Origin of the sequence: Sphingobium sp. OAS761, from assembly GCF_024168485.1 — a bacterium.
Taxonomy (GTDB): Bacteria; Pseudomonadota; Alphaproteobacteria; order Sphingomonadales; family Sphingomonadaceae; genus Sphingobium.
Genome location: NZ_JALJVY010000006.1, coordinates 238,653 through 251,436, shown reverse-complemented (window position 1 = coordinate 251,436; position 12,784 = coordinate 238,653). Strand labels below are relative to the sequence as shown.

The 12,784-nt window shown below is 62.3% G+C and carries 12 protein-coding genes; 8 read left to right on the top strand and 4 right to left on the bottom strand.

Translation table 11 applies throughout. The features are described 5' to 3' along the window. Positions 1-99 precede the first annotated feature (99 nt). Positions 100-924 carry an AraC family transcriptional regulator gene (locus tag J3E64_RS10315; protein WP_253342662.1) on the top strand — a complete coding sequence of 275 codons (825 nt, stop codon included), beginning with the start codon at positions 100-102 and terminating at the stop codon, positions 922-924. A 16-nt stretch (positions 925-940) separates the two neighbouring features. Here J3E64_RS10315 and J3E64_RS10310 read toward each other — a convergent pair whose 3' ends face one another. Genes J3E64_RS10310 through J3E64_RS10300 form a run of 3 tightly spaced genes read right to left on the bottom strand, consistent with a single transcriptional unit; the run spans position 941 to position 3,890 of the window. After that, positions 941-1,729: an SDR family oxidoreductase gene (locus J3E64_RS10310; protein WP_253342661.1), complete on the bottom strand. Its 789-nt coding sequence runs from the start codon at positions 1,727-1,729 to the stop codon at positions 941-943. A gap of 29 nt (positions 1,730-1,758) precedes the next feature. After that, positions 1,759-2,703: a haloalkane dehalogenase gene (locus J3E64_RS10305; RefSeq protein ID WP_253342660.1), complete on the bottom strand. Its 945-nt coding sequence runs from the start codon at positions 2,701-2,703 to the stop codon at positions 1,759-1,761. Between the two features lie 11 nt (positions 2,704-2,714). Continuing rightward, complete coding sequence (locus J3E64_RS10300) at positions 2,715-3,890, bottom strand: sulfotransferase (protein WP_253342659.1); 1,176 nt, start codon at positions 3,888-3,890, stop codon at positions 2,715-2,717. A gap of 530 nt (positions 3,891-4,420) precedes the next feature. Between J3E64_RS10300 and J3E64_RS10295 the strand changes: the two genes are divergently transcribed. After that, complete coding sequence (locus J3E64_RS10295; RefSeq protein ID WP_253342658.1) at positions 4,421-6,940, top strand: TonB-dependent receptor; 2,520 nt, start codon at positions 4,421-4,423, stop codon at positions 6,938-6,940. Between the two features lie 97 nt (positions 6,941-7,037). Here the strand turns inward: J3E64_RS10295 and J3E64_RS10290 are convergent, their stop codons facing one another. Continuing rightward, positions 7,038-7,784 (bottom strand): SDR family NAD(P)-dependent oxidoreductase, encoded by a 747-nt coding sequence (locus tag J3E64_RS10290; protein ID WP_253342657.1) that lies wholly within the window; start codon positions 7,782-7,784, stop codon positions 7,038-7,040. Between the two features lie 142 nt (positions 7,785-7,926). Here J3E64_RS10290 and J3E64_RS10285 point away from each other — a divergent pair, with 142 nt between their 5' ends. From J3E64_RS10285 to J3E64_RS10260, 6 genes are read left to right on the top strand one after another with little or no spacing between them, the layout of a single operon-like run. Continuing rightward, positions 7,927-8,394 (top strand): nuclear transport factor 2 family protein, encoded by a 468-nt coding sequence (locus tag J3E64_RS10285; RefSeq protein ID WP_253342656.1) that lies wholly within the window; start codon positions 7,927-7,929, stop codon positions 8,392-8,394. 20 nt (positions 8,395-8,414) lie between these two features. Continuing rightward, complete coding sequence (locus J3E64_RS10280) at positions 8,415-8,870, top strand: VOC family protein (protein ID WP_253342655.1); 456 nt, start codon at positions 8,415-8,417, stop codon at positions 8,868-8,870. A 42-nt stretch (positions 8,871-8,912) separates the two neighbouring features. Beyond that, positions 8,913-10,157 carry a CynX/NimT family MFS transporter gene (locus tag J3E64_RS10275; protein ID WP_253342654.1) on the top strand — a complete coding sequence of 415 codons (1,245 nt, stop codon included), beginning with the start codon at positions 8,913-8,915 and terminating at the stop codon, positions 10,155-10,157. A 21-nt stretch (positions 10,158-10,178) separates the two neighbouring features. Continuing rightward, positions 10,179-11,177 carry an alpha/beta hydrolase gene (locus tag J3E64_RS10270; protein ID WP_253342653.1) on the top strand — a complete coding sequence of 333 codons (999 nt, stop codon included), beginning with the start codon at positions 10,179-10,181 and terminating at the stop codon, positions 11,175-11,177. A 17-nt stretch (positions 11,178-11,194) separates the two neighbouring features. Beyond that, positions 11,195-11,977: an SDR family NAD(P)-dependent oxidoreductase gene (locus J3E64_RS10265; protein WP_253342652.1), complete on the top strand. Its 783-nt coding sequence runs from the start codon at positions 11,195-11,197 to the stop codon at positions 11,975-11,977. Beyond that, positions 11,974-12,783 carry an SDR family NAD(P)-dependent oxidoreductase gene (locus tag J3E64_RS10260; protein WP_253342651.1) on the top strand — a complete coding sequence of 270 codons (810 nt, stop codon included), beginning with the start codon at positions 11,974-11,976 and terminating at the stop codon, positions 12,781-12,783. Before J3E64_RS10265 ends, J3E64_RS10260 begins: the two co-directional genes overlap by 4 nt. The last annotated feature ends 1 nt before the right edge of the window (position 12,784 follow it).

Below are 12,784 nucleotides of genomic sequence, written 5' to 3'. Positions count from 1 at the left end.
CGCAACGCTTGCCCTTGCGTGGGTCGAGGCATATCAATGGCCCCGATGGGAGAGGCTCCAGCAACTCTATGCGTTGAATCCGCCCCGCGGCCATGGCGGGTGCTGGCGCGCGCCGGAGCATCGGCGACGCGCATCGAGTTGCGTCGCTATACCCTGCCGCGTCCCAGCGAGATGTGGGAAGTTGACGACGCGCCGATCCTGTCCGTCGTCCTGCCGCGTGCGGAAGGATCGCATGGCGATATCATGTATGATGCGGGGGATCGGAACAGGTACCGCGTCGGACGCGTCATGCTGCGTCCCGCCGGGATAGCCATGCATTCGCGGGGCGATGGCGGCATAATGGACATACTTACCTGTCGCTTTGATCCCGAACGTTTCGAAGCGGCGACGGGATTGAATGACTGGGATACGCAGCGCTTGCGGCTGTGCGCGGCGATCGAGACGCCGCATGTCCGTTCGCTGGCCGCGCGCCTGCGCCGGGAGGCGACGGAACCCGGTTTCGCATCCTCGCTGGCGGTCGATGCCCTTACCGATTTGCTGATGGTGGATCTGGGACGATTGCTGCGCGGCGCGCATCGTGGCGCGGCGGCGAGGGGTGGCCTAGCTCCCTGGCAACTGGCACGGATAGAAGAGGCGCTGCGCGCCAGTGTGGGGACATGGCCCTCAACGCAGACTCTTGCGACACTATGCGGCGTTAGTCGCTCGCATCTGTCTCGCTCCTATGCCCTTGCGACCGGAAAGGCCTTGTCGGATCATGCGGCATATATCCGGATCGAACGCGCGCAGGACATGATCAGGGCAGGCGACCTGCCCCTTGGATCCATCGCCCATGTGCTGGGTTTCGCGACGGCCAGCGCATTCAGTGCAGCTTTCCGTCGGGCAACAGGTCTTACGCCGCGTCAGTTTCGCCAGCGCCAACATTGAAGCGGCGCGCGCTGCGTCAGGGCGCCATCCACTGCCCGCCATTGACATCCAGCACTGCGCCGGTGACTACAGCGGCATAATCCGAAAGCATCATCAGCACCGCGCGGGCGCAGTCATCTTCCGGCGGAATGACGCCCAGGGGAATATTGGCGGTAACGGTGCCGACGACATCCTCTTCCCGCTGTCCCTGCGCCACCATGGCGTCGATATAGCTGCGCACCGGCGCGCCATATATCCAGCCCATGCGGCAGGCGTTGACGCGGATGCCATGGCGGCCCAGATCGGCGGCCATATATTTGGTCAGCACGTTGAGGCCGCCCTTGGCAATGGCATAGCCCATTTCCATGCCATGATCGGCGCCATGCGGCTTGACGGTGCCGATCGTCGACACATTCACGATCGCCCCGCCGCCTTTCAGCATCGGCAGGCAGGCCTGGGTCAGGCGCAATGCGCCAAGGCAATTGACGTCATAGGCACGCGCGAAATCGCCGCTATCGGCATTTTCGACGAAGCTCCATTCGCCATGATAATAGGCGCTATTGATCAACCCGTGAACCTTGTCGCCGAACGCTTCGCGCGTCGCCTGCGCCAGCGCGTGGCACTGATCCGTATCGGTCACATCGCACGGGACCGCGATAGCCTCTGCGCCAGCGGACCGGATTTCGGCCAAAACGGTTTCCAGAAACGCGACATTGCGCGCTGCGAGGACCACGCGGGCGCCTTCTCGCGCCGCAAGACGGGCCAGTGCCTGTCCCATGCCCGGCCCGACGCCACTGACGATTACGGTCTTGTCTTTCAACATCATGTCAAATCTGTTCCATCAGTCATTTCCTGTCAGCGAACGCTCTTGAGAAAATCGATCAGCACCGCCGCCAGCGCGCCTCCCTGTTCCTCCTGAACGAAATGGCCAGCACGCGCTATGCGTGTGTGAGGCTGACCTTTCGCGCCCGGGATGCGGTGCTGAAAAACCGCCTCCCACGCGACCGTTGCCGGATCTTCGTTGCTGAATGCCGTGATGAACGGCTTCTCCCAACGGTCGAGTATCCGCCATGCCGCCCTGTTGTCGGCCATCCCCGGCTGCTCCTCCGCTATCGGGATGCAGCAGGTGATCTCCAGCATTCCAGCCTTGTATGCGGCATCCGGGAAAGGTGCGTCATAGGCGGCCAGGACCGCATCGCCGGGTCGCGTCACGCACGCACGCGCGATCAGTTCGTCCAATGGGAGGTCGTCATTGATCCGGCAGCTCTCGATCCAGTCCAGCGTCACCTGGTTGGGCCAGTCGACGGCACCGAGGGGCGGCGGATCGAGCGTTTGGAGCAGGGTGTTTGTGGCGAGCGTGGCGACGAAGCGATCCGGCAATTCCGTCAGCACGCGCAGTCCGATCGGACCTCCCCAATCCTGGCATACCAATGTGATGTCGTGCAGATCGAGATTTTGCACGAACGCGCGCAGCCACCCCACGAAAGCGGCCAAAGTATAGGCCGATCGCGCCTCTGGCTTGTCTGATCGACCAAAGCCGATCAGGTCGGGCACGATGACCCGGTATCCTGCAACCACGACCGGGTCGATCATGTGCCGATACAGAAAGCTCCAGGTCGGATTGCCGTGGACCATCAGCACGGTCGGTGCGTCCCGGGGGCCTTCATCGATATAATGCATCCGCAACGGGCCGAGTGCGGGGTCCGCGATATCTGTATAATGCGGTTCGAACGCATAGTCGGGCAGGTCGCGGAAGCGTTCGTCGGGCGTTCGCAATATGCCGGGACGTATTTCGGTCACGCCGCTTTCCTTCAGTCCGTGTAACGGGCGCGATAGTCCGCGAATTCCCGCTTGATGGCTTCTTCGTTCAAACCGAACCGCTCCAGCGAATAGTCATGCATCGGACGCTGCTCGCGCTTGTTGCCCGCCAGAAATTCGCTCAGCACTTCTTCCAGCCGGGCGTCGATGGGAATGCCGATGCGCGACAGGACGCGCTGTGCCTGCGCCATCGGGTCCCTGCCGACCTCGCGATAGTCGATGTCGATGAAGCGATCCTCCCCTATGCGGCCGCGCGCGTCCTCGAACAGGCGCATCCACTCGACCAGTCGCGGAAACCAGAAGGCGCCGACTTCATGGTCGGTCAGCGTCGCGCTGAGCTTGTAGAGCGCGGCCTGCATCGACACGTAGGAAGGGACAGTCTGGAGCGGATCGCGATGCGTCATGATCAACAGCGCGTCCGGGAACGCCTTTGCCGCAACTTCGGCATAGGGCAGGTTGGACGGGCTCTTGAGTATCCACTTGCGGCCGCGCCGGGTCTGATCCTGCCATTGGAGATATTTGAGGATCGTCTTGAGGTCTTCATGCCCTTTCGACTGGTCGTATCCGTTCAGCCATCGAGCGAAACTGGGGACGAAATTCATGCCTTCTATCATCGTACTGACGAACATCTGGCCCAGGACGAGTATCTCCTCGTCGGGTGCGTCCGGATCGAGCGGATGGATGGACGCAAGCTCGGGCGACAGCTGCAACCACCCGTCGATCATCGCCTGCGCATAGTCGCGGCGCTCGACCGGATTGCCGCGCTCTTCGCCGGGGAAGGGGGCGAAATTCTGGGCTTCGTACCAGCGCAGGCCGGTCATGCCAGGTGCGCTGGCTAGAAGGCGCTGGAAAATGGTGCTGCCCGTGCGGGGCAGGCCCAGGATGATGCCGGCGACCTCCACGGTTTCGTCCAGGATTTCAGGGTTGCGCTTGATATCGTCGACCATGCGCAGGCGGCTCACCAGCCCCTTGACGATCACCTCGGTCGTCGACGCACGGCCGGCGGGCGTCAATCGCCCCTCGCTGTTCGAGGCAGCGACATATTGATCCATCGGTTCCAGAAACCAGAGGTCGCCGAAATCGGAAAGGCCCGCTCTTTCCCGGGCGAGCGTCAGCAAATTTTCCCGATCGAGAATATCCGTGACGGAATTTTGGGTCAGAGTGGCCATGATGCAGTCATTCCTCCTGATGCAGGATCCCCGCCTCGGCCACCGCGCTGAGCCTTTGGCTCGTGACAGAGCGTGCCGGAATCGCTGTCTTGAATTCGCTATCATCCCGCCTATCCCCGTTCGCAGCAGTTATGCAAGCTTCGGCTTTCGCGTCGGGGCGCATTCAATGCGTAACAAATTTCACACATCACTGCGAAAATCAGCATTGATCGATCTGAAAAGCGATGATCGCAGGGACTATCAGGCAAAAATTCTTTGACAGGTCTACGCGCAATCGGCATGCCGAACCACGTTAGCCGACGCTAGAGAAGCGGCGAATATCAGGCCGGCTAAATGCCGCAAAGCGGAGAGGATTTTGCCACCTTTCGTGTTGTTGCCGATGATAATTATCGATTTTCGAGCGTCGATAAATTTCCTGTCCGCTTCACGATGATGGCCAGACCTCTCCAGACATATGTTCCTTGGAACAGTGGGAGAGAGACATGAATTCGCACGACAAGAGGTTTTTTCTGAAGCGCGGGGCTTGGCTTATGTCGAGCGCCGCGGTGCTGGCTTGTGCGGTGCCGGCAGTTGCAGCCGCCCAGACGGCCGAACAGAGCGCGGACCAGAGCCCGAACACGATGGCCGAAATCATCGTGACCGCGAACCGGCGCGAAGAGCGCGCGCAGGATGTTCCGATCGCGATCACGGCCATTTCGCCTCAGCGTCTCGAACAGCAGGGCATCAACAAGGAACAGGATCTCCAGGCCAGCGTCCCGTCGTTGGTCGTCGGCCCCAACGGGCAGGGATCGCGCGACTCCAATTCCTTCACCATTCGCGGTCAGGGTGCGACCTTCCAGGCATCGCCGGGCGTCGTCGTATATCTGAACGAGGTGCCGTTGCCCGCGGGCATCACTCTTTCACAGCAGGGCGGTCCGGGCAATTTCGTCGATCTGGAAAATCTTCAGGTCCTTTCGGGCCCCCAGGGTACGCTGTTCGGCCGCAACACGACCGGCGGCGCGGTTCTGCTGGTTCCCAAGAAGCCGACTGACGAGTTTGGCGGCTGGATCAAGGGCGAATTCGGCAATTATGACCGGCGATATGTCGAAGGCGCCGTCAACGTGCCGGCGAGCGACAAGCTCGCGTTCCGCGTGGTCGGCACCTATCATGATCGTGACGGCTATACACGCGACGTGGTCTGGAACAAGGACCGCGACAATGAGCACAGCTATTCGGGCCGTCTCGGCATCCTGTTCAAGCCGACCGAGACGATTACGAACTATACGATGGTCTATGGCGCCTACTCCAAGAATAACGGCGCAGGCCTGATCCATTCGCAATTCAATGTCGACGGTCCCGGCGGACTGGCCGCTTTGCAGCTTTGCGCGAACCTGCCTGTTGGCGTGGTTGGCGGCTATTCGTGCGACGTATATCGTGCAGCCACGGCCGAAGCCCAGGCGCGTGGGCCGCGCAAGACGGCCTTCTCCACCGACACCTTCTCGAAAACGGAAACCTGGGGCATCAGCAACACGACCGATATCGAATTGTCGGACGAGCTGACGTTGCGCAACATTGCCAGCTATCAGAAGATGAAGGTCGGCTATCGTTATGACGGCGATGCCACTGTCCTTCAGCAGCACGACGTGGACCCCGGCCGTCTGCCGGCGGACGGCGTTGTGACCTTGCCGGGAACGAACATTCCCGTCCATTATGGCAATGCGACGGCTGCCACCGAATTGCCGCGCGACGACTTCCGCGTCTGGACCGAAGAATTGCAGCTTCAGGGCAAGATGCTCGATGGCAATCTCGACTGGACAATCGGCGGGTTTTATTTCGACCAGCGCCCCGATGGTCCGCAGGGGTCTCGCGCGGTTGTCTATTGCCCTGCCGTGCAAACCGGCCTGTGCACCGCGTCGCAAGCGCAATATGGCACCAGCACCGTGTCGAAGGCGGTATATGGCCAGGCCACGCTCAATCTGGCAGCGCTCTCGCCGTCGCTCGAAGGGCTTCGTCTCACGGGCGGCTATCGCCAGACATGGGACCATGTCTACGGCTTTGCCACGCAGTTCAACTATAGTTCCCTGCTGCCCGCTGGAACTGTCGTGTGCGGCAAGGACAGCGCGCTCCTCGTTCCCGAGGCAACCGCCCTTCAGGATTGCCGCTTCAGCGGTTCACAGCGGACGAGCACGCCATCCTGGCTTGTCGGGCTGGATTACAAGGTATCGCCGAACATCCTTCTGTATGGGAAGATCAGCCACAGCTACAAAGCGGGCGGATTCAATCCCTATGCCGTGTTCTTCGGCCAGAATGGCGATCCTGACACGCGCACCTTCCTGCCGGAGGACGTGACCTCCTACGAAATCGGCATGAAGTCGGACTTCCGTCTGGGCGGGGTGCCCTTCCGCTTCAACATCGCGGGTTACAGCACCGACTATAAGGACATCCAGCGCGCTACGGGCGATTTCAATATCAAGACGGGTGCTGGTGGCGCACGGACACTCAATGCCGATGCCCGGATCCGCGGCGTGGAAATCGAAACGTCGGTACGACCCTTCGGCGGTTTGGAACTGGGCGGCAACTTCAGCTATACCGATGCCAACTATAAGAAATATGATTATGTCTCGGCAACCGGTACGTTGGCGTGCAACGGCGTTGTTCCTGCCGGGGGAACCGCCGATGCTTCCTGCATCCCGTTCCAGTACACGGCCAAATATATCTGGAGCATTCATGCCGCCGCCGATCAGGATATGGGCGACGACTTCGGCACATTGTCCTTTTACGTCGCCTATTCGCACACATCCGCGCAATATACCGAGCCGGTCAATATTCCGGCGGTTCAGCCGGGTACGACGCTGGCGCCATTTGGCCTTCTCAACGCCTCGCTCGATCTGCGACGCGTAGGCGGAACGGGATTCGACGTCGGCCTCTTCGTCACCAATGCCACCAACAAGCTGTATCGCATCAGCAACTCCAACGGTTTTCAGGCCGGCGGTTTGCTGGTCAACGAGACACTCTACGGCGAACCGCGCATGTATGGCCTGCGCGTGAAATATACGTTCGGCGGGGGCTGAAGGCGCCAAGCAGCGGGCAGGCCAGCAGGCCTGTCTCGCTGGAGGTGAGCAAGGGCCGGCGGATCTGGATCCGCCGGCCCTTGCTGTCATTGTGGGTTCAGCCGGCGGTCTGGCCCCCGTCCACGGTGAAGGCCGCGCCCGTGATGCGGCGCGCCTCGTCCGACGCGAGAAAGGCTACCGTGTCGGCAATGTCCGACGGTTCGGCGATTTCGCCGCCGTCCAGCCACGACGCCGATCGCATCACCATCTGCCAGTCGATATCTTCGGGCGGTGCCTGTTCCAGCATCGGCGTCCTGACGCCGCCGGGACAGACGGCGTTGATGCGCACGCCTTCCTTCGAAAATTCCAGCGCGAGCGCGCGGGTCAGGCCGATGACGCCGTGCTTGGACGCAGTGTAGGCCGAATTGTAGGGGACGCCGACCAATCCTGCCGCCGATGCCATGTTGATGATCGTACCGCGCCGGGGGATCAGATGCGGCATGGCCGCGCGGCACATGTGATAGACCCCCGTCAGGTTGACAGAGATAACCCGGTCCCAGCGGCTCCGGTCGACATCGGCGAAGCGGCCGAAATCGAGCACGCCGGCGATGTTGCACACAATGTCCAGTGCGCCATGGCGTTCGACCGCCTGATCCACGATTGCCCGGCAGGAGGCTTCGTCGGAGACATCGAGCGCCGCCACTACTGCATTGGCGTCCAGCATGCCGGCCGTTTCTTCCGCACCTTCGACGTTGCGGTCGCCGATCACCAGCCGGGCACCTTCGGCCGCCAGTTTCCGGGCGACTGCGCGCCCGATTCCGGACGCCGCGCCGGTGACGATGGCCACCCTGTTTTCCAGTCGCATACCCTCTCCTGCATCGATCGTTGTCAATTGGTGCTTGCGTCGCGTCGCTACGCATTTCAAGAAAGGACCGAACGCGGAACCCAAGAATGCGTTGGTCGATTCGATTTTGACCTATAAAATATTTCGAGGAGCGGGATAGGCCATGTTGTCGTTACAGGAAATCTCCGACCGGCTGGAGATTCAGGATCTTCTGGCGCGCTACAGCTATGCGATCGATGAGCAGGACTGGGACGCACTCGATGATGTGTTCGTCCCGGACGCCGTGATCGATTATAGCGAAACAGGCGGGGCCAAGGGTTCGGTCGCGCAGATCAAGGCCTGGCTTCCCGTCGCCATGAAGCGTTTTCCCCGATACCAGCATATGGTCGCGACGACGAAGCTGGAACTGGACGGCGACACCGCGCGCAGCCGCACCTGCCTGTTCAATCCGATGGTCTATCAGGGCGATGACGGCAGCGAACAGGTGTTCTTCATTGGCCTTTGGTACCGGGACCGGCTGGTTCGAACGACGACGGGCTGGCGCATTTCCGAGCGCTACGAGGAAATGGGCTATGCCCATAATGTGCCTGACATGCCTCCCGTCCCCTCGATAGAGAATATGATTGCCTGAAAGCCGAGGGGAGACAGGAAATGATCCGCAGCTTCCCGCATTTCGGCATTTATGTGGCGGATATTGACCGGGCGACGCGCTTCTATGTGGAAGGTCTGGGTTTCGATGCACAGGAAGGCGGCCGAACCGACGCGCCGGGCCCTTTGCTGGAGATGCCCGGCGCAAATGTACGGACGCAATTTGTGAAACATCCCGATGGATTGCGGATGGAGCTATGGACGGTCGAGAATCGCGACCCGGCCGGGGGACCTGTTGACCCGCGGCCCGCCAATGTGCCGGGAAGGGCGCATCTTTGCCTTGTCGTCGACAATCTCGACACAGTGGCTGCCCGCATCGCGGAATTTGGTGGATACCGGCTGAACGAAAGCCGGTCCGACCTGGGCTATGGCGAGTTGATGTTCTGCGCCGATCCCGATGGAACGCGTATCGAACTGGTCCAGGTCAAGAGTGGCTGGACCGGATATGCAGAAGAATAGCGCGGCGCCGCTGGACAGGCGCCGGCAATCGAAGGAGAGACGATGGAAGCCATGACGCGAGCCGCCGAGCCGGCCGGCAGCCCCATGCAGCGACGCCTGATGGTCGGACGCGCTTTCCTGGCCCAGAATGTCGCGGTGGGCTGCGCTTTCGGCGGATTCGGCGTGTCCGTGCTGCCCTTGCAGCAGAAATTCGGCGCCAGCAGTGCGACGGCGGCGCTGGCACTTTCCATCTGCGTCCTGGTTCTGGGTCTTGCAAGTCCCGCCATCGGCGCGCTTATCGGGCGCATCGGCCTGCGCTGGACGATGATGGCCGGGGTTATCATTTCCGCCATCGGCTATGCGCTGCTGGCAGTCGCACCCAGCATGACTGTGGTGTTGCTGGCCTATGCCCTGCCGATCGGCATCGGTCTCGCCATGTTCGGCCCGTTTCCTTCCAGCGTGCTGGCGAGCAACTGGTATGCGCATAATCCCGGCACGGCGCTCGGGGTAGCCAACACGCCGCTGTTCGCGGCCCTTCTCCCGATGATCGGCATGGCGGTGATACGCGATCATGGCCTGTCCGCTTTCTACTGGATGATGGTCGGGCTGCATATTCTGTTGCTGCCCTTCATCCTGGGTGTATCGGACGGCCCGGCGGATCGTGCACATGCACCTGACGCGCACGGGCATGTGGCGCACGAGATGATAACGGCCCGATCGCTTCTGCGGAACCCGACATTCTGGGCCGTCTGTCTGGGAGCGGGCTTTCTCAATGCCGTCGGCATAACCGGAGTGTCCCATCTGGCCGGCTTCGTGGCGGAACGCGGTGTCGCAGCGGCGGATGCGGCTGCCCTTCTGTCGGTCATGGGAGGGTCGGCCGTGATCGGATCGCTCGTGATCGGTATTCTGTGCGGGCGGCTGGGTGCACCGCGTGCGCTCTCGATCCTGGCGGCAGGGTTGGCTTTGAGCTGGTTTGCGATGCTCGGGACGACGGCCTTTGCGGTCATGGCGTTGTGCGCGCTCGTAATCGGAGCCGCCGGCGCCGGCGTGTTTCCTGCCGTCAACATGCTGTCCGCGCACCTGTTCGGCCAGCATTCGCTTCCCCGGGTCATCGGCCTGTTCGCGATAGTCACACTGCCCCTCACTTTCGGCATTCCGCCACTGGTAGGCCTGTTGCGCGACGCGGTGGGTCGATACGGGCCGGTCATCGGACTGGTTATCGGCGGCTGTGCTGTTGCCGCCTTCATGTTCTTCGCCATGTCCCGGATCGGTCGCCGTGCGCCGCCTGCGGAACTACCAGCGGCCTGACGCCGCCAAAGAGAGGATGTCATGACCTACACTATCGACAAGAGCGGGGCGGTCCAGCTTGGCGCGAACTCCGTGCCGGTGCCACGCACGGTCAGTGCGGAAGCGCACGCGTTTCTGGCGACGTCGCCCTGGGCCGAGCCGCCCGATCCCGCGGCCGAGCGGTTGCCTATGTGGGCGTTGCGCGACTTCGTCGACGAGCAGATGAAACTTGCTGGCGAAGCCGCGGTGCAGCAATATCCCGTCGACATCCAGGAAATCGAGATCGCCGGCGTCAGGTGCCATCTCGTTAAGCCGCATGAGATACCCGAAGAAAATAGGGGCCTGACCCTCATGAATCTGCATGGCGGCGGTTTCGTCATGGGATCGGGGTCACTGGTCGAAGCAATTCTCATCGCCTATGAGGCAAAGGTGGCGGTGGTGGCGGTGGATTATCGCCTGGCGCCCGAACATCCCTATCCTGCCGCCGTCGACGATGCGGTCGCGGTCTATCGTACCATGCTCGACTATCATCGCCCCGACCAGATAGGCATTTACGGGACCTCTGCCGGTGGTTTCCTCACGGGTCAGGCGATCATGCGGCTTCGCGCCGAAGGGCTGCCGCTTCCCGCCTGCTGCGGTATGTTCACCGCGGGCGGCGACCTGTCCGATCTGGGTGATACCGCCAATATATTCACGCTGATGGGGTTTTGGGGCGATCTGGTGCTGCCCACGGACCATGAGATAAGCGAGATTCGCGCCTATCTGGGGGGTGCCGACGCGAAAGATCCGGCGGTGTCGCCGGTCTATGGGGATCTGTCGCACTTTCCGCCGACATTGCTGATGAGCGGTACACGCGACGCGGTCCTGAGCGCGACGGCCAGCTTCCATCGTGCGCTGCGACGCGCCGGGCGGGAAGCCGACCTGTTCGTGTTCGAAGCGATGCCGCACGCGCACTGGTATATGTTCCACCTGCCCGAAGCGCAGGAAGCGATCAGTGTGCAGGCAAACTTCTTTCTGCGCAAGCTGCGCGGCGACCGATAACGAGAGCGAGATCAGCCATGGGAAGATTGGACGGAAAAGTTGCGATCATCACCGGAGGGGCGCGCGGCATGGGTGCCGCCACCAGCCGTCTGTTCGCAACAGAAGGCGCGAAAGTGGCGATCGCCGATTTGCTTGACGAAGCGGGCGCGGCGCTGGCGGAGGAACTGGGCGATGCGGCGCGCTTCTACCGCCTCGACGTGACGGACGAAGAGGCCTGGGCCAACATGGTCGCCGCTGTGGAAGCCGACCTGGGCCCGGTCGACATATTGGTCAATAATGCGGGCATATTGCTGTTCCGTACCCTGCTTGAAACCACCCGCGCGGAATATGAAAAGGTGCTGGAGGTAAACCTCGTGGGCCAGTTTCTTGGGCTAAAGGCCGTCGCGCCGGGCATGATCGCGCGGGGGGGCGGTGCCGTCGTCAACATTTCCTCGGTCGATGGCATGAAGGGCGCGAACGGTCTTGCCGCCTATTCGTCCAGCAAATGGGGTGTGCGCGGGCTGACCCGCGTTGCCGCGCTGGAACTGGGGCATAAGGGAATCCGGGTCAATTCGGTGCATCCCGGCGGGGTCGACACCGTCATGACCAACCATGACGGGCGCAGCCGCGACGCGGTCAACGAACGGTTTGGCAATATTCCGCTCCAACGGGTCGGCGCGCCCGAAGAGGTGGCCAGGGCTTCCCTGTTCCTGGCCAGCGACGATGCATCCTATCTGTCGGGCGCCGAAATCGCCGTCGACGGTGGGATGATGACCGGTCAATATTATGAAGGTTACCCTGGCGCACCGGGGGTCGGATGATGGCGGCTACACTCCTTGGCAAGCGAGCGCTGGTCACCGGCTCCAGTTCCGGCATCGGCGCGGAAAGCGCGCGCTGGCTGGCGCGGGCGGGCGCCAGCGTCATCGTCCACGGACGCGATCCGGACAAGATCGACGCGGTCGTTGCCGAACTGCGCAACGGTGGCGCAGATGTCGCCAGCGTGTGCGGCGCGCTGGACGCGCCGGATGACGCGCGCGCGGTCGCTGCCCAAGCGCTGGAGACAGGGCCGATCGACATATTGGTGAACAATGCCGGTGGCGCGGCGGCTGGCAACGGATCGGCCCAATGGTTCGAAGCCATGCCGGAGGATTGGGACAAAGGCTATCGCGCCAACGTGCTTTCCGCCGTCACCATGACCCATGCGATCACGCCGGGTATGATCGAGCGGGGCTGGGGCCGCGTGATCCAGACCGCGAGCGCCATTGCGGACAATCCCATTTCGACCATCCCCGACTATAAGGCGGCCAAGTCGGCAATCGTGTCGCTCACGGTAAGTCTGGCGGTAGCGCTGCGGGGAACGGGCGTGACGTCCAACGCGGTCAGCCCCGGCTTCACCGTTACGGAAGGGCTGCGCGCCTGGATCGAGGGGGAGGCGGCCAAAAATGGCTGGGGCAGCGAATGGCCGGAAATCGAGCGCAACGCCGCCGCTGCGATCTGGCCGGCTCTGGTGCCGCGTCTTGGCCGCACCGAGGACATTGCGCGCGCGGTGCTGTTTCTGGCCGAACCGGGCGCTGATTTCATTACGGGCCAGCATCTGCGCGTCGATGGCGGCCTGGCGATCGCCTGAA